We start from the raw sequence: 19,408 nt of genomic DNA on the forward strand, positions 1-19,408 counted from the left end.
AAAAGATCCCGACGTTTGTATGTGTCGCCTAAGCCCTTCCTATATTACGATATTTAAGTAGGTCGTGAACTGAAATGAGTCAGAACGTACATACTCATGCATACAACACTAGGGAGATGAGACTATCAAAAAGGCAAAAAAAGTTCTGCTTTATTTGGGAGCATCTATTATTTTACTGGTTGGGTTAGCGTTGATTTTTCCCACATGGACTCCTAAAATAGACGGCGCAGACAGCATCAGCGTACTCGAGCAAGTCGAAATTAATGGCACCGGTCATGAATTGATGATACGAGGTCAGGATAAGAACAATCCTATCGTCGTTTTTATACATGGGGGGCCAGGTGTTTCGGAAATTCCCTATGTAACCAAGTACCAAGACCTACTGGAGAAGAATTTCACGGTTGTCCGTTACGATCAAAGAGCTAGCGGAAAATCTTATCACTTTGGAGAAGATTATGCCGACCTTTCGACAGATCTGTTAGTGAAAGATGTATTGGCTGTGACAGATTACATAACCACTCGTTTCAACCAACAGAAGGTCATACTTGCCGGCCACTCCTTTGGAACTTATATTGGCATACAAGCGGCAAAACAAGCACCTGAAAAATATGAAGCCTATATCGGCATTGGACAGATGGCTAATATCTTAGAAAACGAATGGGATGGTTTGAATTTCACGATTGATCAAGCAAAAATGAGCGGGAATACAACCGACGTCGAGTATTTGCAAGGGTTAACTGAAAAAGTTCAAAGCGGCGATATGTTGACTCCCCGTAGTTATGTTCTAAAATATGGCGGTGCAGCAAGACTGATCAATAATAATGCGGATATAAATAATGGTTTATGGTTCGGACCGGAGTATAACTTATTGGATCACATCCGTTATATGCGCGGCGTATCTTACGTACAAGAAACTTTAATAGGGCAGGCAATGAAAAAACCTTTGCCTACGATCGTCACAAAGCTAGATTTACCGGTGTATTTTATCATGGGACAATACGATTACATGACTTCCGCGAAAGCAGCCAAAACCTACTTTGATCAGATCAAGGCCAATAAAAAGGAATTTATAACGTATGGCCAGTCCGCTCATTATCCGCAGTTTGAAGAAAAAGAAAAATTCTCAAAATGGATGGTGGATACGTTCGCAAAATGAAAGTATCTGTTGATAAGGACACCTAACGGAAATATCTCTGTTAAGCTGAACCATATCACAAGGCATTAATAATCTAGTTGACTTTGACGTCGTGTCGTACTTTAAGCTGTTCATTGAAAGGAGGAGCTATGGAGCTACTGACAATAAGCGAGGTTACAAAAAGCTATCAGATCTCAACAAGAACACTCAGATATTATGAGCAAATCGGATTGCTGCAGAGTTTGAAGAAGGATGGTTACGCTTATCGCACCTATGATGAATGTTCGTTGAAAAGACTGGAACAAATTTTGATATTACGGAAGCTGAGAATTCCATTAAAAGAAATTCAAAGAGTTCTGGAAAATGAAGAGTCAACAGCAGCACTACACGTGTTTCAAGGAAAAATTCAAGAGCTATCAAATGAAATACTAGCGTTGTCTACAATTAAAACGGTACTAAATCAATTTGTCATTCATTTAAGTGAAAATGAAGAAGTGAAAATCAATTCCAAATATTTGTCAGAAGAATCCGTTCTGCAGATCATTGAAGCTCTACCTGCAGCCAAAAACAATCTTAAGGAGGATGCAGCCATGAATAATTCCAATACAGCCGTCAACTATTTATCCCAACTAAAAGATGTAAGAATTGTATATTTACCTCCCACGTCAGTTGCTTCTATACACGATGTAGGCGGGACACCGGAATATGACACAGGAAATGAACTGCGGAAATTTATGATTCAAACGAATCTAAAAGAAATAAAGCCTGACTTGCGGCACTTTGGCTTTAATCATCCCAATGGAGTTAAACCTGACGGAACGGATCACGGATATGAAAGATGGGTAGCCATTCCCGACAACATGGAAGTCCATGAACCATTTGTGAAAAAGAACTTTCCTGGCGGCTTATTTGCCGCCCATATGATACCTATGGGGAACTTCGAGGAATGGGGCTTGCTTGCGGATTGGGTAAAAAACAGCAGTGAGTACGAACCGGACTGGGGCGATCCAGATTGTATGTATGGTTCAATGGAAGAACATTTAAATTACATCAATCAATATCATTTGAGCAATGAAGAAATGGACAAATGCGTGCAGTTGGACCTGCTGCTTCCGATAAAACCAAAGGTAAATGAATAGTCGAAGAATTAGAAGAGATACCCTAGAGGAGGTGTCTCTTCTTTTATTGAAGTTCTGCCACTATAGGCGGCACGGAGAACTTATCATAAGTAAGGATTTACACGCTTTAGAAGGTCTATGATAAACTAATACTGTCGAATTTTTACTTAATTTATGACTTGATGCATTGTTAATCGAACGATTTAATCTTACAAGTAGCCCAGTCGATTGCGAGCAAACAGCAGCTTGTCTGACACCTCAAGGACTAGATCTATTATCAAGTCATTTAGTGATAGTAACCCAGATAGGGAGCAGGTGCGGTAACATGATCGTTTTGGATAAATTAGCTGAAATATTTGCTAGTAGTTCCTGTGATATAGAGGATGCTAACCGTTTAGTTATCCAGCCCAAAAGTGTATTGCGTGAATTTAGGACGGTAAGGCATGGATTTCTTTTTATCATTCGTGGAGAAGCTAGAATGTGTGTAAACGGGACTGCCTACGAATTACTTCCAGGGTCTGTTTTTCACGCGGCTCCAGGCATGCAACTGGACTCCCGAGTTATAGGACAATCAGAGTTTGAATATTACTCCCTTTTTTATCGATTGGACAAGGTAGGTGACCAAAATAGCGGGCATGAATGTGACTCTCATTTTAAGCTGGAGCCAGGGGCAAGTCCGAGAGTGAGAGAATTACTAGCCCTACTTCATCAAAATGCCCATACCCTTGGAGGGATTGGGAAACTTCGCGTCAAGGAATTATTTCTAAGCATTATGCACCAAGTCCTGGTGGGCTGCAAGTATCGGGAGAGCGGTAGTTATGATACAAGTAAAAAGGTGATTGAGGAGGCTGTTGCATACATTAACGGGCATTATATGAATCCGTTGACACTCGACGAGTTGGCAGAGCTGCATGCCATGAGTTCCAAACGCTTCTCATACTTCTTTCATAAGTATACGGGATTCAGACCCATCGACTATGTCATCCATTATCGTATGGAACGAGCAAGTGAATTACTTCAAGCGGGCCATTTTCCTATTCGTGATGTGGCTGTTAGCGTCGGTTATACCAATCCGCTATATTTCAGTAGAGTTTTTAAAAAGAAATTCGGTGTATCTCCGTCCGCATACACTCATAATTAGCTAACTATAATTAATTACACTGCAAGACCTGAATTAGATAATCCTACATATAGCATTTACGATTTGTGTATTTGCATTTATATTCGTCCTTGTTACACTATATATTGATAATGAGAATCATTACTAATTTTCTGAGATCGCATTAGGATTACTGGGCGTTTGATGCCGTGGGTGAGACGTGAGGGTTCTATGACCAGTCGGTCTGGTTCGTCCACTTGAAATGCACGGATCATTGTATATCCTCCTAGGCGTAAAATTATTATTATATATAGAAAGGTTGATAGAATTGACTACAAATAGACAATTATGTATTGGATTATCCTTATCCGCAACTTGGATGAAGGGAGTCGGCTGGCGTCATCCAGATAGCAATGTGGAAAAAATGGATTCGATTGACTACTACATTGATTTGGCCAAAATGGCGGAGAAGGCCAAACTCGATTTCCTTTTCAAGGCGGATTATCTTTATGTGAGCCCGCAGATGCTGGGCGATTCCGCTAATTTTGGCAGCCCAGACCCTACCATGATGTTTGCGGCGATTGCTCGTGAAACCGGGCGGATTGGACTGGTTACAACTGTTTCCACCACATTTAATCCACCGTATGTTGTTGCAAGGCAGCTTCAGTCGCTGCATTGGCTTAGCAACGGACGTGCTGGCTGGAATATCGTAACTTCAATAGAAGGTGCGGAAAATTTCGGTGATTCGCCGATGCCTTCACCGCAAGAAAGATACGCGAAAGCTAAGGAATTCACAGATGTCGTACATAAGCTATGGGATAGCTTTCCGAATGAAGCAATTGTGATTGACCGTGAGTCGGGCGTCTTTTCTGATACGAATAAGGTTTCCACCATTAATCACGCAGGCGAGTTCTTCAGTGTGCGGGGACCGCTTACCTTGCCCGCCCATAAATCGGGTTCCATTCCTATATTTCAAGCAGGCGCTTCAGATATAGGAAGAAATTTCGCTTCCTCAGTAGCGGATGCTATTTTTGCCGCGATGCCTGACCTTGAGTCTGGAGTGGAATTACGAAATGATCTGAGAAGAAGGGCCAAGGAGCATGGGCGCAATCCGGACGCAATCAAGGTTCTGCCTGGATTATATTTTTTCCTCGGTGAAACTCGCGAGGAAGCGCATGAATTACATAAGGCTGCACATGCACATTTGAGTGTGGAGCGCAGACATGCATCGCTCCAATCCGTGCTGGGCCTTGATTTAAGCAGCTTTGCTTTGGATCATCGCGTAACTGCTGATATGCTCCCTGATCCGAATCAGCCAGTCCGCAGCCGGACACACGCTGAGCTGCTGCGCCGATATATTACAAACTATCAACCTACAGTAGAAGAGGTATTAGCAAGGCCAGAGGTCGTCGGATCTGCTCACTGGGTGTCTGTTGGAACGGTTGAGGATGTGTTAAACGATATTATGGAGCGATTTGAGGCTGGAGCGATTGACGGATTTATTGCTCTGCCAGGCGGCTCGGAACAATCGATGGAACTATTTTTTGAAAAGCTGATGCCGCAGCTGGTTGACAGAGGATTGTTCAGAAGTGAATATGCAGGTTCGACTTTGAGTGCGCATTTGGGTATTTAACACCTGATATTTCGTAAGAGCATAGGACAGCCCTTCCAAGCAGAAAGCATGGAAGGGCTGTTTAGTATGTATATATAGGAAGCTGATGTTACCATCTGATTGTTGTTGTTGTATCACTTGGGCATTGTACTACAAGTAATACGGAAAATTTTGTTATGATGCTCCCTGTTTACTGAATAGTGTCTTTGAAACAAGTATAATTTAAATGAAGAAATGTATAATGGGACAGTTAAAAATGAATAGGTATCATTTTTTCAACGGTATTCATTTATTTGCTTACATTACTTGTACATATTTTGCGTCTAACGTTCAAAACACTAGTTTTAACATCCTATTTCCACTATATTTTGGGCTGTGTTTACATTTTTATGTTCGTATTTTGGATATCAAGTTCTTATTTAATCATGGGAGTGAGAGCGATGGGGACGGTCATATACGAGGATAGGCTTCCAGATGTGGAGCAGGTATGGTCGTGGCAGCAGGAGCTTGACGGCTTCGGGCCGCGCTTGACAGGCAACGATGCGCATAAGCGGCTGACTGATTATTTTGAAGCGGAATTACGGCAAATGGGACTGAATACACACAGAGACAGCCACGTCTTCACCAAATGGGAGGCGAAACATTGGCAGTTGTCCATTTATTCGGATGGTGATCACGAGGAGGAGCTGACAGCTGCGTTCTATTACCCGTACTCAGGAAGCACGCCTGAGGAGGGGGTTGTGGGTGAACTGATTTATTGCGGGAAGGGTCCAGGCCGTTTTCGTGATGCTGCTGGTAAAATTGCGATCGTTGATGTGAGCAGTCCCAAACTGCCTTCATCGTTATTATTCAAACGTAGATCTTCTTATCCGGAGAACGAGACCCTGCCGTTCCTCATAAGCAATCCGGTTCTCAGCTCTGTGTTGAGAGGGCCTAACCTTGAAAAAGCAGCACAAGCGGGTGTGTTGGGTGTTATCTGTGTATGGCGCGATATGTCAGAGGCGAATGCACGAGCACAATATTTGCCTTTTACAACGGGGCCGCAGCAGTGTCCCACGCTGTGGGTAGGCAAGGAGACGGGCAGCAGGCTGAAGCAGTTGGCGAAGCAAAGAACAAAGGTGCGGCTTGTACTAAAGGCGGAACTGGATGAGCGCGCTTCTAGCGATACACTGTATGCCGTTCTGCCTGGTTCAAACCAAAGCGAGACGGTGATCGTGAACACGCATACAGATGGACCGAACGCCTGCGAGGAAAATGGGGGAGTCGGCTTGCTGGCCATGGCCCGTTATTTTTCATCTCTCCCGATGGAACAGCGTCAAAGAAGCCTAGTGTTTGTGTTTGTAACGGGACATTTTCAAATTCCTCAATTCGGCATCCATGGACAGGCGACCACGCGGTGGCTGCATGACCATCCTGAGCTGTGGAGCGGAGAAGGTGGGCATCCGAAGGCAGTCGCAGGGCTTACGCTGGAACATCTCGGCTGTAAAGAATGGAAAGATTCCAGGGATGCCTCTGCATACCGTCATACCGACAGGCTTGAGGTTGAACTTGTCTATACGGGAAATCAAGCGATGGACGACTTGTATATGGCCTCGCTTTCGGACCGAACTAAGGTGAGAAGCATTACGCTGCGACCCAAGAGCACCATCTATTTTGGAGAAGGGCAGCCCTTATATATGGCAGGTATACCGACTGTGTCTCTGATTCCTACTCCGGATTATTTATGCGCTACGGGAGAAGACGGAGGGCTGGATAAGCTGGATGTCCATTTTATGCATGAGCAGATCGTTACGTTTATTAAGCTTGCGGCAGCTATTGATTGTACCTCGACAGAAAACTTAGGCAAGCCTCAGCCTCATGCAAAAGGGATAATCGGGTTGTTCATAAAGGAGTGACCTGCTTGCTTTGTACCGAAAATAAGAGGGCATCCGAAGAGGTGCCTTCTTATTGGATTTTCAACACAAAACGGGATAACAATTATGAGGGCATTTTTGGCTTACGATCAATGATTGTTTTGATTTTTGAGCTTTACGGCAAATTTCTCTCTTCTTAACTGCAACATTATGTCATCATTGAAATTTATCGTCTTTTAAAACGTATATAGCTGTAATATAATAGTAAATAACTATATTTAAATTTATAAATAATAGTGAGAGCCTACGCTTACTGGAACGCCTACATCATTTCTTCAAATATTAGCGCATAAGGACGGTAAACATGAGCAATAAACAAACCAAAACAGACGTTATCTTAATTGGTGCCGGAATCATGAGTGCGACTTTAGGGTCTTTGCTGAAGGAATTAGTACCTGACTGGCAAATTACAGTGTTTGAGAAGCTCGCCAAGGCAGGAGAGGAAAGCTCTAACGAATGGAACAATGCGGGAACGGGGCATGCTGCACTATGTGAGCTTAATTACACCGTTGAAAAGCCGGACGGATCGATAGATATTAGCAAAGCTATAAAGATTAATGAACAGTTTCAGGTTTCAAGGCAGTTTTGGTCTTATCTTGTAAGCAGCAATTTAATCCGTAACCCACAGGACTTTATTGTACCATTGCCTCATATGAGTCTAGTGCAAGGGGAGAGGAATGTAACGTTTTTACGAAAACGTTTTGAAGCGCTGTCAAACAATCCTCTGTTTCAAGGAATGGAGTATTGTGACGACCCGGCTAAACTGATTGATTGGATTCCGCTTATTATGAAAGGTCGGACATCGAATGAGCCGATAGCGGCAACAAAAATTGAGTCTGGTACGGATGTCAACTTTGGCGCTTTAACGCGCTTACTGCTTGATCATTTAAAGAGTAAAGACGTCGATATTCGATACCAGCATAGTGTTGACGATATAAAACGTACTAGCGACGGCGCGTGGGAATTAAAAGTGCGAAATGCCAAAAATGGTACTGTCGAACGCCACACTGCCAAGTTTGTCTTTATTGGCGGTGGGGGAGGAAGCCTACATTTACTACAAAAATCCGGTATTCCTGAAGGAAAAGGTATCGGCGGCTTCCCGGTAAGCGGACTATTTATGGTGTGTAACAATCCGGATATTGTGGCGCAGCATCATGCAAAAGTATATGGCAAAGCGCCGGTTGGTGCTCCGCCGATGTCTGTTCCGCATCTTGACACCCGATATATCGACAACAAAAAATCGTTGCTTTTTGGACCATTTGCTGGCTTCTCGCCAAGGTTTCTAAAAACAGGGTCCATGTTTGATTTGCTAACGACCGTAAAAACGCATAATCTCGTCACGATGTTGGCAGCAGGCGCAAAAAATGTGTCATTAACAAGATATCTGATCCAGCAAGTCATGTTGTCAAAAGAGAAGCGCATGGGCGATTTACGGGAGTTTGTCCCAGACGCCAAGAGCGAGGATTGGGACTTAGTGGTAGCGGGCCAGCGTGTCCAAGTCATCAAAGATACGGCTGACGGAGGCAAAGGAACGCTTCAATTTGGTACAGAAGTGATCAGTGCCGCTGATGGATCGATAGCTGCATTGCTCGGCGCTTCCCCGGGTGCTTCTACAGCTGTTAATGTCATGCTTGAGTTAATAACCCAGTGCTTCCCGCAGCATATCAAAGAGTGGGAGCCCAAGATAAAAGAAATGATTCCTTCTTATGGCGTGTCGCTCGTGGAACAGCCCGAGCTTTTCCACGAAATTCATACTTTAACAACGCGGACGCTTCGTCTAAGTAGTGTACTGCAACCTGTCACTTCGACAGCACAAAAGTTAAAATAAGCGAGGCGGCCTTTGTCCTGAATTCCATAGGACTGAGGCCGTTTAGCTTTTCCTGTAATTAGCTGTGATCCATAAGAAATCCCGGATATAAACGAGCTAGAGTCTACGTTGATTTGGGGTCTTATATCAAGGAGAACACAGGGATTACACAACAATTAAAGGATATAAGGTATTTTTCAGTCCCGTTCTGGCAGAATGAAATTAGGGATTAAACGTAAAATAGGTTATGATTGCAGGTATGAAAATGATTGTGATGGACAGATAATAAAAAACTAGCAGAAGTAGGATAAGAGTAAATGACAGATAATAAAGAACAACGTTACCGCTTTAGCGAAGCCCCAATCTGGGATCTGCAGCGGACTTATTATGAAGAAAAAGGAATGAAGGCTTGGAATAATGACCAAGTGCCGCAGTACATAACGAGTAATCCAATGATCGCTACGTCATATGCAGAAATGATCTTTGGGTTTCTTCAAGATCGGGCTGGTCAGGAACATCGATCAACTCCTGTTTGGATTGTGGAGCTTGGGGCAGGAGCTGGACGCCTGGCTTACCACGTGTTGCTGGAGTTGTGTCGATTAAGAGATTATGCGGAAATGGAACTACCTCCGTTTCGTTACATTATGACTGATTTGGCAATGAGTAATGTGTTAGCTTGGAAGGAGCATCCTGCTCTACAATCCTTTATTGCCGAAGGATTACTCGATTTTGCACGATTTGATGCTCTTCAGGATACGGATCTGAATCTGGTCGTTGCCGGCACGACTATTAGTGAGGGTGATTTAGAGCAGCCTTTAATCGTTGTTGCGAATTACTTTTTTTGTGGTATTCCACAAGAGTTAATTTATGTTGGTGATGGTCAAATTTACGAAGCCGATGTTATCGTCGACTGTCCTGAGAATATGGATTCGCTTCAACCGTCGGAAGCATTACATCAAATATCTTTACGTTATGAGTATCGACGGGCTCCTGAGTATGAACAAGAAGCGTACCGATATCGTAATGTTATTGCTATGTATCAGGAACAGTTAGAGGATTCTCACATCTTATTTCCTGTCGCGGGATTGACTTGCTTGGAACGTTTGAATCGGTTGTCTCAAGCGGGATCTCTATTAATAACAGCAGATAAAGGCGATCATTTGCTTGATAATTGGGAGTTCTCAGAGCCGCCAGAGTTGATTCTTCATGGAAGTTTTTCTTTAACAGCAAACTACCATGCCATTCAACATTATTTTGAGCAAAGAGGAGCAACGGCTTTATTTCCACCGCATCACTATAAGAACTTAAATGTGGGTTGTATTCTCAATCTGGATAAGCCGAAGGCGTATAATCATACAAGATTAGCTTATCGCCGCTTTATTGAACGCTTTGGTCCGGACGATTTCTTTAGTATGAAGGAATGGGTAGATCGTAATCTTGATAGCATGCAGCTGCAGCAAATATTAAGCTTTTGGCGTTTAGGCGGATACGATGCTGAATTTTTCATTCAGAGCGCGAGTCGGATCTCTCGTTTGCTGCCAGATGCAAATGATGAAGAAATACAGGACATCTGGAGAGGCATTCAGCTAATGTGGTCCTCGTACTATGTCATGGAACAGCGTTATGACTTAGCACTTGATGCGGGATTGATCCTGTTTGAGATGGACATGTACGAAGAGTCAAAACGTTTTTTAGAAATGTCGATACATACAGACCAAGAGCAGATCGTATCCACTGTATTTTATTGTCTGGCCATTTGTTGTTTCGAGTTAGAATTGGAAGATGACGCATTACAGTACACACGAAAGCTAGTAGAACTTGAGCCTGATCATGAAGAGGCGCTGGAATTGTTAAGCAGATTTGAGTGATTCCACTCGATTAACGTTTTAATTGATGGATAAAGCAGCGTTAGGCATGGAAGACCTTGTAGGTTCGCTCTACAGAGGCAAACGTGTGATTGCCGCTATTTAGCCAATAGTATTCTTTTGAGGTTTTATGATAGGATAAAGACTTATAACAGAGAGGAAGTGCATGAAAATGATTAACATAACCATCCCCAAGCCGGATGTAACGATTTACAAGCAAAAAAGCCCCCAGATGAGCAACATTTATGGCTTTACTGATTTTCATCTGATCACTAGAGAAACGGGTGGCTTCTTTACGTTCTATAACGATAAGGATGAGCTGCTTTTTGTAGGTAAGGCACGAAAGCTGAGACCTAGAATTAAAAAGCATTTTGAAGATACCGTATCTGTCGTGAAAAACCATCGTAATGAGATTGCAAAAATCGAGGTTTATGTTAATGAAGATGCTGTAGAGCGGGAGATTTACGAAACCTACCTTATAAACACTTATAAAGCCAAATACAATGTAGAAAAAGTGTTCTTCAAATAAATAAAGTACACACCTAAAAACGATAAGCGCAGTCATGAGAACTGAACTTGTTGTTTTTTTGTATTCTGGGCAGCATCAGGTTCGTGAGGCTGCACACCCAAAGGCAACCGAATAAGCCGTATGGTTATATCCGGTTGCTTTGGGCTGGCTTGCGAAAATACAAGGAGCCCTATATATCACACAAACTGTCCTATATTACAAAGAAGTACTATCGTTTTCCTCACATTCACATTACACATCTGCAGCGCTATCAGATATCAAGTGAGCATTTTCCCTTCCAGTCAGTGTCGATTCCAGCCAAGGTCGAAGGATGGGCAGGACATGGACAGCTTGCATAGCTTGTGTGTGATTGAGCCCCTCTAGAACCTCGACATCCCATCCCAAAGCTTCAATTTCGCTGCGACTGCGCATAAGCGGGCCCGCAATATCGACCTGCACATCCCCCCAACGCTTGCTGTAATCAATCTTGTCAGCTGTGCCTGCAAAACAAAGGCGAGGACATGTGATCTCAGATTGGGCTGAACGATCATTAAAGCCTTGTAGATGCTGATACAGGGTTACAAATTGCTTGGTCTGGGCCTCGCTCATCGAGACCTCTACAGTGGACCAATCAAATTCTTCCGCAGCACTACGGGAGCTATTTGGAGAGTTAGAAGCTGAACAGGACATCTCGTGAGTTGCCCTTGTTACGCTTAACATTTCCTGATAAGGGCCGTCAATAGGCGGAAAACCGCCCATAACAAGTGCCGAGAGGCGTTGCGAGCGAATCGCTAGCTGCATGCCGCTAAGTGCAAGCCAAGAGTAGCCGTAATAGGCGAATTGCGGGGCTGATGCCGCATCAGCTATAGACAACAGGTCACTGGAGATGTTGGCAGGTGTTAAGGTGTCGGGTTTCGCTGCACGTAGAACATGACCTTCATAATCGAAGGCGATCACACGAAATTTATCACGAAGGCCATCTATTAGCGAACGTCCAAGGGTTGGATCAACGCCCCACTGTACCATTTCATCAGCCTGAGGCCCTTCTATAGGATGCGGATTTACGGGAAGCAACAGGTTCGGCCCCTCTCCTTGAATCTCTACATCAATCATTTGTCCATCATGCAATTTGGCTTGGATCATATGCAGCCCTCCCACTTCAAATATGTTTGTATAAGCACTTTCACAAGCTAATATACAACATTGATGCAAGTGAGAAGGTGGAGATAAAACAATCTTTAAAAATAAGAAGTGATCATTTGAAAGCTTGGTATAGCACTTTAATGTTTTGATTTAAGGTTCACAGACAGCGACAACCGAGCGTTCAACAAATAATTTTAAAAGTAAGGCTTGAATATCCATCTACAGGAGATTGTATCGTGAGATTTAGAAAGCAGATAGCTGCTAACTGTAAATGAGGAGGTTCATGCTTATGAGATCTTTTGAGGTGTTGGTCGTAGTCGTCAATATTTTGCTGATGGGTTGGATCCTATTTGCCAAGAACAAATCGCAGCGAGGACTGTTGATTGGTTTCGGTCTATCAGCCATCGTGCTGCTGATGCACGGGGGTGTCGAAGGCATGCGCTGGCAGATGATGCCGGCTTATGCGATGACAGGCGTTCCGTTAGCTATAGTTATAGTATCCAGCAGAATGATGTCTCGATCCGAGGGGCAGAGTGTCAAAAAGGCATCCAATGCAAAGCATATTGCGTTGACCATGCTGGCGGTCATTTATTCATCAGTCGCCGTAACTCTGCCGCTCATCCTTCCGGTATTCACCTTCGATAAGCCGACGGGTCCCTATAAAATCGGCACCGTCACTTATGATTGGAAGGATGATCAGCGGGAAGAAACGCTCACACCAGAACCTGGGGATAAACGCGAGTTAATGGTGCAGATCTGGTATCCTGCTGATTCAACAGCCAAAGGTAGTTTAGCGCCGTATATTTCCGATTCGGATGTCTTTGCAGAGGGCTACAGTAAGATTTTGAATTTACCAAAGCTATTATTTACAACTTTTGGTTTTGTCAAAACGCATTCTATTGAACACGCGGAGATTTCCAATCAGGAAGCCTCATATCCCGTGCTCCTTTTCTCACATGGATTTAGTGGTCACAAAAATCAGAATACCTTTCAGATCGAACAATTAGTCAGCCATGGCTATATTGTGGTAGGCATAGATCACACTTATAGCAGTACGGCTTCTGTTTTTTCTGATGGTCGTGTGGCAAACTATATGCCGCAAGACACGAACTCTATTGCATATTTAGATAAAGCAAACGAGGGATGGGTGGAAGATGCTGCGTTTGTGCTGGATCAAGTGGAGAAGCTGACCAAGGATGATCCTGACCACCGTTTTACAGGTCGATTGGATATGAAAAATGTGGCCATGTTTGGTCATTCTTTTGGTGGAGCAACAAGCACTCAGATGCTGATGACGGATTCCAGAATCAAAGCAGCTCTTAATATGGACGGTATTTTGTACGGCAAACTACGAGTTCCGGCAGATGGGCTGAAGAAGCCATTTCTGATGATGAATGCCGATGACACGCTAGCGGGTACAGCGAATATGAGTGGGGAGGATGATGCTGCCCAGCGCGAGGCAAGAGAGGAACTAGCCAAGTTCTATAGTGAAACGCTGCCGCGGTACGAGCATGTAGCAGATGGAGGGAACTATTGGATGAAAATTAAAAATATGAGGCATATGGGCTTCTCCGATTTATATCTGTTTTCACCGCTGTATGAAAAAATGGAAGGGGTCGATATTCGAAAGGCTTACCGCCTCATTAATGATTACTCGCTCGATTTCTTCGATCATTATTTAAAGCAGCAGCCCTTTAAGCTTTTAGAACAAAATATTGGCGACTACCCCGCATTTACGTTGCAAAAAGGGTGATTGCAAAATCGAACAGTAGAGGGTATTTGGCCCTCTACTGTTCCCAATATTGGTCTTTTCTCATATATGTTGAAACTTCCATTCTATGCCTTGAAATAGCAGGAGGTTTGCCTTTGAAAGCAGGTGGTATTGAGGGCTTAGAATGGAACATAACGTATTGCATCGTTCCAGATGCTTGGATTTGGTCTTCTGAACATATTCAGCCAAGCAGAGAAAGTCCTCTTCCTTGTTGCTTGGTTGCTCTGAATTGGCATATACCATGGTCGCTTCCTCCACTAGTGCTTGTACAAATCGACTGTGGGCAGGATATTTGTTCTTTAATGCTTGTTTTAAACGGCTTTGCATATCCTCTAGCTTCCTGATCCATGTGGCTGCATTAAAATGAGGTCGATGAGCCGCATGAAAGCACATAAACTCGATGCTTCTCAGATCCTCTATAAACTGGGGATCATTGATGAGTCGCTGCAGTTCTTCCCAAGCAACTGTTTGTTTAGCAGATAATTTTACTTGATTGATAATGTATTTATTAAAAAAATAAAACAGAGAGTCACTCCACTCTTCAGGAATCCCGTCTAAAAATTTGGAAGCTTTCACTCTCTCCGAGATGAACTGTTTGCGCTCCTCGATGTGTATTGCATTCATATGGACCAGATCATAGATACAACGTAATGGATCTCCTTGCTGTGTTCTCCCTTGACGCAAAATGGATATGATATTCGCTAGCGTGCGAACCTGCGTCTCCAAGGACTCGAGCTGCCAGTCGATAACTTTATCAACGGGTCTATCCCCAGAGATGATCTGGCTAATAGCATCAATTTCGAAATCTAAACAGCGGAAAGTTGTCGTCAGCTCTAAACGTTTAATATCTTCCGTAGTATATAATCGATGCCCGCCCTCAGTATAACTAGTGGGTTTTACTAGCCCAATTTCATCATAGAAACGTACCGTTTTGATGGGGGCACCAATCTTTTTGGCCACTTCCCCAATGGAATAGGTGCTTGCCTGAGCTATACAATCCGAAATATCTTGAGACTGCGTATTGGTATTGTGCATGAAATACAAGTCGATCCCCCCTTTTAAGGTGTATTTTACTATCTCCTGTAACCGGAGATTCAAGGGGACTGCACATCCTCAGTAACGCAAACACCTTCTCTGAAGATCTTTTTGATTTTGGCAATAGCAAAGTAAATAAAAATAGGTGTTGATTGTCCTGTAACAGGAGGATATATACTCTGGGCTAGTGAGCAGCATGAACAGTAGACGAGGAGGTATATAAACATATGAGATCATTTGAAATGTTAACTGCTATTTTTAATGTTCTAATGCTTGGTTGGGTAATTTTTGCCCCAAACAAATCGCAGCGCGGGCTGCTGGTTGGATTCGGAGCTTCGGCCGTACTCGTGCTGATACATGGGTTCAGCGAAGGCATGCGATGGCACATGATTCCGATCTATGTGATGACGATCGTACCCATTGTTATCGCTGCTTTGCGGTATAAGTTCAAACCGAAGGAAGTGAGACAGGGGACATCCCGAATACGGACCATAATGATAACGGTGCTGGCCTTTATATATTGTTCCATAGCCGTGGCCCTACCGCTCCTGCTTCCGGTATTTACGTTTGAGAAGCCAAAAGGACCATACTCGATTGGGACAGTGTCCTATGATTGGAAAGATAATCGACGAGAGGAGATCTATACTTCCGCACCCAACGATAAGCGTGAATTGATGGTGCAGATTTGGTACCCAGCCAGTTCAGCATCCAAAGGCGAGCGTACACCCTATGTTGCTTATCCTGATCTTTTTGCCAATGGATACAGCAAAGCGTTGAATATGCCAAAACCGTTATTTACAAGCATTGGCCTAGTCAAAACGCATGCGGTTGAAGGAGCAGCGCTATCCGATAAAGAACCCGAATATCCAGTACTCTTATTCTCCCATTCCTTAAACGGGGCTAAAAACCAAAACACATTTGAGATCGAACAATTAGTAAGCCATGGTTATATCGTGGTAGGCATTGATCATACTTACCACAGCACAACAACGGTTTTCCCTGATGGCCGTGTGGTACATTTTGTTCCTCAAGAAAGTAATACAATTGATTATTTAGATAAATTAAATGACAAATGGGTGGAGGACGCTACGTTTGTACTCAATCAAATCGAAGAGCTTACCCAACATGATCCAGACAATCGCTTTACAGGACGGATGGATTTGGAGCGCATTGGGATGTTCGGTCATTCCTTCGGAGGCGCAACGACTGTCCAAATGCTGATGAAGGATTCCAGAATTAAAGCAGCAATCAATATGGACGGCGGATTATATGGCAAGCTACGGGTTCCGGCAGATGGGCTGAAGAAGCCATTTCTAATGATGAGTGCAGATGACACGCTCACGGGGACAGAGAAGATGAGCGATGAATATATCGCCTCTCAGGGAACGACAAGAGCGGATTTAACCAAGTTTTTTAGGGATACATTTGCCCGGCAAGAGTCTGTAACAGCAGGCGGCAACTACTTGATGACAATTAAAAATATGAAGCATATGGGCTTTTCCGACACCTATCTGATGTCGCCTCTGTACGAGAGGATGGAAGGGGTGGATATACGAAGTGCACACCGCCTTATTAACGATTATTCGCTTGATTTCTTTAACCACTATCTAAAACAGCAGCCATTTAAAAAGTTGGAACAGAGTATTGGTGATCATCCCGAGTTTACCCTACAGAAGGGTTGATTCCCGCAATCAATAACATGATTAATAGCCAAGGGCATCAGACCTTGGCTATTTGGTCATGCTGCTTCCATTAAAGAAACATTGCTATTCTTAATGGTTAGGTGAATAAGAACAAAGCGGCAGCCCATAGAACAGGTTGATCATGTTCCGAACTGCCACCTGTTATTGAACGATCGTTATCGTACGTTTAACGAGCGGTCGCTTCCCTTGCACTTGATTGGGAGATTTTTATTTTAAGCACAATGGATAGGAACGCAAGCAATGCAAACATCATACCGCTCCAGATGAGCTGATGTATGCCTAGGTGGGAAATAAACCAACCACCGATTGAAGTCCCTATAGTAATCCCGAGGTTGGAAAAAGAGACAAACAAACTGTTGCCGAATTCGGGCGCTTCCTTGGTCTCCGTCGTTAACCATGCTTGGCTTACAATCAGCCCGCCAGAATGCACGGCTCCCCACACGAACACAATCATAACCATCGGAGTAAAATAAGTGCCCCCATAATAAGCCAATAAATATACTGCTGTATAGAGCAAAGGGAACAGGATAACGGTCTTTGTCATGCTTTTATGCAATAACTCCCCGAATATAAAATTTCCTACTATCATGATTACACCAAAAGCCATCAACATCATACTAATCCATGATCCGTTCATCTGTGTCACTTGTCCAAGATATTCAGCAAAGTAGCTGTACACCGAAAACATAGCTGCAAAAATAAAAATAACGGTCACGATGTTTAACCACAATAGAGGTTTGCGTAATATGCCAAGCTGCTTGCCATAAGACATTTTTTCCTTAACAGGCATGGAGGGTAACCACACGAGTATGCCTACAAAGGCAATTATACTTACTAGCGCTCCGAACAAGAATGCGGCTTCTAATGATAACTTTTCGGCGAGGTAAGAGGTCAACGGCACACCAAATGCAAATCCAACCGTTATGCCGGCGAACACCTTTGTAACTGCCTTGCCGCTTTTTTCTGAGGGCACAAGTTTAGCTGCAGTTACGAGGGCTACTGAGAAAAAGACAGGATGGAAAATGGCAGGGATAATACGGAAGGCGAGCATAACTTCAAATGTTGCAGTATAGGCATACACGATATTGGATATCGCAAAAAGAAGTACAGCCGTCAAAAGAATGACTTTGCGGTTAATACCAGAAGTCAGTAAGGTTAGGAAGGGGCCAGAAATGGCAACGACTAAAGCAAATATACTTACAAGCCATCCTGCTTGTGAAGCGGATATATTAAATTTTTGTGTGACTTGGGGCAGAACCCCTATAATACCCATTTCAGTTGTAATAATACCGAACACGCCTAAAGCCAAAATCAGGATCAGAAGCGAGTTAACCTTTTTCATAGTAGATGTAAGTCTCCATTCGTATTTATATATATAGAAATATAGATGTAAAAGAGTAAAAAAGACTCCTTTCCTTTTATAGTTTTTCCTTAATATACTCGGAAAATTTCTGTATGGTCTGTTCATTGCGACGATAGTACGTCCACTTGCCGATGCGTTCAGATTCCAATAATCCAGCCTTCTGCATGGTAACGAGATAACTCGATATAACAGACTGCGCAAGCCCAGATCTAGCCTGTATATCGCCTACGCACACACCAATCCGGAAGTTGAGGCCCTGGCGTAAATAGGGCTGCTCATCAAAGAATTGTTCGGGGTTCTTCAGCCATAACATAATCTGACTGCGGGTCTCGTTAGACAAGGCTTTATAAATTAGTAAAGGTTCCATAATCATTATTATATCTATTTTTATAGATTTGTAAATGCGAAAGGTGTTATTTGTTTTCCCATACAGGGTCAAGGGAGGGGATACGAAATTAGCAGCAGCTTTATGAAGCTTATTCGTTATTGTTCTTGTTTTGCACGCGGCAGCATTGATCAATCTGCTGCTGCTTGCTGTAAGCTCTCCCTCTACCCAACGTATGTCGTGCTGTAAGGGGGATAACAATCCCCTCTAACCATACTCCTCTGTTAATACCTTGAGACTTACGATTGCTTAATCAATTCCAAAGGCAGAAAGGCGTAGTCTCCATCCTTCAGGATCTCACAGCGGCGAACCGGAATCGCCTGTTTAAAAATAGGCCCATCGATTACGGTAGTATGGAACTCTCCACCCTCACCGCAAGGGTCAATTCCACGAGCTTCAAGCTCCCTTACATATTCAGCGGTTAACGTTCGCCCGAGATCCTCTTCCCGCATACCTAATGATAAATTTACAGTTACAAGAATGGTTACAAACCCCAGGCTAATGAACGTTTCGACGGCTTCCCGATGGTCCATTTCCCATAGAGGCATTCCCAGCTTTAGTCCAGCATTTTTGGTTACTTGGTCGTGCCAGCATCCATGAGCAGGCACATCCAAGTCCCCGGTTACCAGTACCTCTGCTCCTTGCTGCTTAGCATTTACTAGCAGGCGTGTAAACACTTCTTCATAATCGGACCAACTGGCAGCTGCCGTGTATAAAGGCAGACCAATGGCCTCCGCTTGGGCACGTATAAGCTCTGGGGGCATACCGTGTGAACGGGAACGTTTCCCTTCTTCCTCCAACATGACGATCAGACCAATGGCCTCTCCAACTCTCATGGCTTTGTACAAGGCTAGAACGCTATCCTTGCCTCCACTAAAAGAAGCTATAAATTTATGCCCATAGGCGCCATTTCTCCAATCCGTTACTTCCATCATTTCCATCTTCTCCTCT

At 43.6% G+C, this 19,408-nt stretch carries 15 protein-coding genes; 10 read left to right on the plus strand and 5 right to left on the minus strand.

Annotation, left to right across the window (positions count from 1 at the left end):
• Positions 1-124: 124 nt before the first annotated feature.
• The 8 genes from QP775_RS10655 to QP775_RS10695 all read left to right on the plus strand — a co-directional run bounded on the left by QP775_RS10655 (position 125) and on the right by QP775_RS10695 (position 11,078).
• On the plus strand, positions 125-1,156 hold the full coding sequence (locus tag QP775_RS10655) for an alpha/beta fold hydrolase (RefSeq protein WP_285106428.1): 1,032 nt from the start codon (positions 125-127) through the stop codon (positions 1,154-1,156).
• A gap of 128 nt (positions 1,157-1,284) precedes the next feature.
• Positions 1,285-2,274, plus strand: a complete 990-nt coding sequence (locus QP775_RS10660; RefSeq protein ID WP_285105927.1) for an effector binding domain-containing protein — start codon at positions 1,285-1,287, stop codon at positions 2,272-2,274.
• A 520-nt stretch (positions 2,275-2,794) separates the two neighbouring features.
• Positions 2,795-3,394, plus strand: coding sequence for a helix-turn-helix domain-containing protein (locus QP775_RS10665; RefSeq protein ID WP_285105929.1), 600 nt, complete (start codon positions 2,795-2,797; stop codon positions 3,392-3,394).
• Positions 3,395-3,680: 286 nt separating this feature from the next.
• Complete coding sequence (locus tag QP775_RS10670; RefSeq protein WP_285105931.1) at positions 3,681-4,985, plus strand: NtaA/DmoA family FMN-dependent monooxygenase; 1,305 nt, start codon at positions 3,681-3,683, stop codon at positions 4,983-4,985.
• Positions 4,986-5,404: 419 nt separating this feature from the next.
• Complete coding sequence (locus QP775_RS10680; protein ID WP_285105933.1) at positions 5,405-6,859, plus strand: zinc-binding metallopeptidase family protein; 1,455 nt, start codon at positions 5,405-5,407, stop codon at positions 6,857-6,859.
• 322 nt (positions 6,860-7,181) lie between these two features.
• Complete coding sequence (locus tag QP775_RS10685) at positions 7,182-8,705, plus strand: malate:quinone oxidoreductase (protein WP_285105935.1); 1,524 nt, start codon at positions 7,182-7,184, stop codon at positions 8,703-8,705.
• A 296-nt stretch (positions 8,706-9,001) separates the two neighbouring features.
• Positions 9,002-10,552, plus strand: a complete 1,551-nt coding sequence (locus QP775_RS10690) for a tetratricopeptide repeat protein (protein WP_285105937.1) — start codon at positions 9,002-9,004, stop codon at positions 10,550-10,552.
• A 169-nt stretch (positions 10,553-10,721) separates the two neighbouring features.
• The gene (locus tag QP775_RS10695) at positions 10,722-11,078 is read left to right on the plus strand and encodes a nucleotide excision repair endonuclease (protein WP_239329224.1); all 357 of its coding nucleotides are present in this window, start codon (positions 10,722-10,724) and stop codon (positions 11,076-11,078) included.
• 231 nt (positions 11,079-11,309) lie between these two features.
• Here the strand turns inward: QP775_RS10695 and QP775_RS10700 are convergent, their stop codons facing one another.
• Positions 11,310-12,200, minus strand: coding sequence for an alpha/beta fold hydrolase (locus QP775_RS10700; RefSeq protein WP_285105940.1), 891 nt, complete (start codon positions 12,198-12,200; stop codon positions 11,310-11,312).
• Between the two features lie 289 nt (positions 12,201-12,489).
• On the opposite strand from QP775_RS10700, the gene QP775_RS10705 reads away from it, so the two are divergent.
• On the plus strand, positions 12,490-13,953 hold the full coding sequence (locus tag QP775_RS10705) for an alpha/beta hydrolase family protein (protein ID WP_239329102.1): 1,464 nt from the start codon (positions 12,490-12,492) through the stop codon (positions 13,951-13,953).
• A gap of 60 nt (positions 13,954-14,013) precedes the next feature.
• Here the strand turns inward: QP775_RS10705 and QP775_RS10710 are convergent, their stop codons facing one another.
• Positions 14,014-15,006, minus strand: a complete 993-nt coding sequence (locus QP775_RS10710; RefSeq protein ID WP_239329223.1) for a MerR family transcriptional regulator — start codon at positions 15,004-15,006, stop codon at positions 14,014-14,016.
• Positions 15,007-15,233: 227 nt separating this feature from the next.
• Between QP775_RS10710 and QP775_RS10715 the strand changes: the two genes are divergently transcribed.
• Positions 15,234-16,688 carry an alpha/beta hydrolase family protein gene (locus QP775_RS10715; RefSeq protein ID WP_285105943.1) on the plus strand — a complete coding sequence of 485 codons (1,455 nt, stop codon included), beginning with the start codon at positions 15,234-15,236 and terminating at the stop codon, positions 16,686-16,688.
• A gap of 187 nt (positions 16,689-16,875) precedes the next feature.
• Here QP775_RS10715 and QP775_RS10720 read toward each other — a convergent pair whose 3' ends face one another.
• From QP775_RS10720 to QP775_RS10730, 3 genes are all read right to left on the minus strand, one after another.
• Complete coding sequence (locus QP775_RS10720; protein WP_285105945.1) at positions 16,876-18,051, minus strand: MFS transporter; 1,176 nt, start codon at positions 18,049-18,051, stop codon at positions 16,876-16,878.
• Between the two features lie 76 nt (positions 18,052-18,127).
• Positions 18,128-18,439: an ArsR/SmtB family transcription factor gene (locus QP775_RS10725; protein WP_239329222.1), complete on the minus strand. Its 312-nt coding sequence runs from the start codon at positions 18,437-18,439 to the stop codon at positions 18,128-18,130.
• Between the two features lie 257 nt (positions 18,440-18,696).
• Positions 18,697-19,392, minus strand: coding sequence for a Dph6-related ATP pyrophosphatase (locus tag QP775_RS10730; RefSeq protein ID WP_239329099.1), 696 nt, complete (start codon positions 19,390-19,392; stop codon positions 18,697-18,699).
• Positions 19,393-19,408 lie beyond the last annotated feature (16 nt).

The organism is Paenibacillus sp. UMB4589-SE434 (assembly GCF_030226685.1).
In the GTDB taxonomy this organism is placed as follows: domain Bacteria; phylum Bacillota; class Bacilli; order Paenibacillales; family Paenibacillaceae; genus Paenibacillus_B.

What these genes read in the sequence shown, in the direction of transcription:
- QP775_RS10660 (WP_285105927.1), top strand. Translation starts at nt 1,285, where the DNA reads ATGGAGCTACTGACAATAAGCGAGGTTACAAAAAGCTATCAGATCTCA.
- QP775_RS10665 (WP_285105929.1), top strand. Translation starts at nt 2,795, where the DNA reads ATGCAACTGGACTCCCGAGTTATAGGACAATCAGAGTTTGAATATTAC.
- QP775_RS10680 (WP_285105933.1), top strand. Translation starts at nt 5,405, where the DNA reads ATGGGGACGGTCATATACGAGGATAGGCTTCCAGATGTGGAGCAGGTA.
- QP775_RS10685 (WP_285105935.1), top strand. Translation starts at nt 7,182, where the DNA reads ATGAGCAATAAACAAACCAAAACAGACGTTATCTTAATTGGTGCCGGA.
- QP775_RS10690 (WP_285105937.1), top strand. Translation starts at nt 9,002, where the DNA reads ATGACAGATAATAAAGAACAACGTTACCGCTTTAGCGAAGCCCCAATC.
- QP775_RS10695 (WP_239329224.1), top strand. Translation starts at nt 10,722, where the DNA reads ATGATTAACATAACCATCCCCAAGCCGGATGTAACGATTTACAAGCAA.
- QP775_RS10700 (WP_285105940.1), bottom strand. Translation starts at nt 12,200, where the DNA reads ATGATCCAAGCCAAATTGCATGATGGACAAATGATTGATGTAGAGATT.
- QP775_RS10705 (WP_239329102.1), top strand. Translation starts at nt 12,490, where the DNA reads ATGAGATCTTTTGAGGTGTTGGTCGTAGTCGTCAATATTTTGCTGATG.
- QP775_RS10710 (WP_239329223.1), bottom strand. Translation starts at nt 15,006, where the DNA reads ATGCACAATACCAATACGCAGTCTCAAGATATTTCGGATTGTATAGCT.
- QP775_RS10715 (WP_285105943.1), top strand. Translation starts at nt 15,234, where the DNA reads ATGAGATCATTTGAAATGTTAACTGCTATTTTTAATGTTCTAATGCTT.
- QP775_RS10720 (WP_285105945.1), bottom strand. Translation starts at nt 18,051, where the DNA reads ATGAAAAAGGTTAACTCGCTTCTGATCCTGATTTTGGCTTTAGGCGTG.
- QP775_RS10725 (WP_239329222.1), bottom strand. Translation starts at nt 18,439, where the DNA reads ATGGAACCTTTACTAATTTATAAAGCCTTGTCTAACGAGACCCGCAGT.
- QP775_RS10730 (WP_239329099.1), bottom strand. Translation starts at nt 19,392, where the DNA reads ATGATGGAAGTAACGGATTGGAGAAATGGCGCCTATGGGCATAAATTT.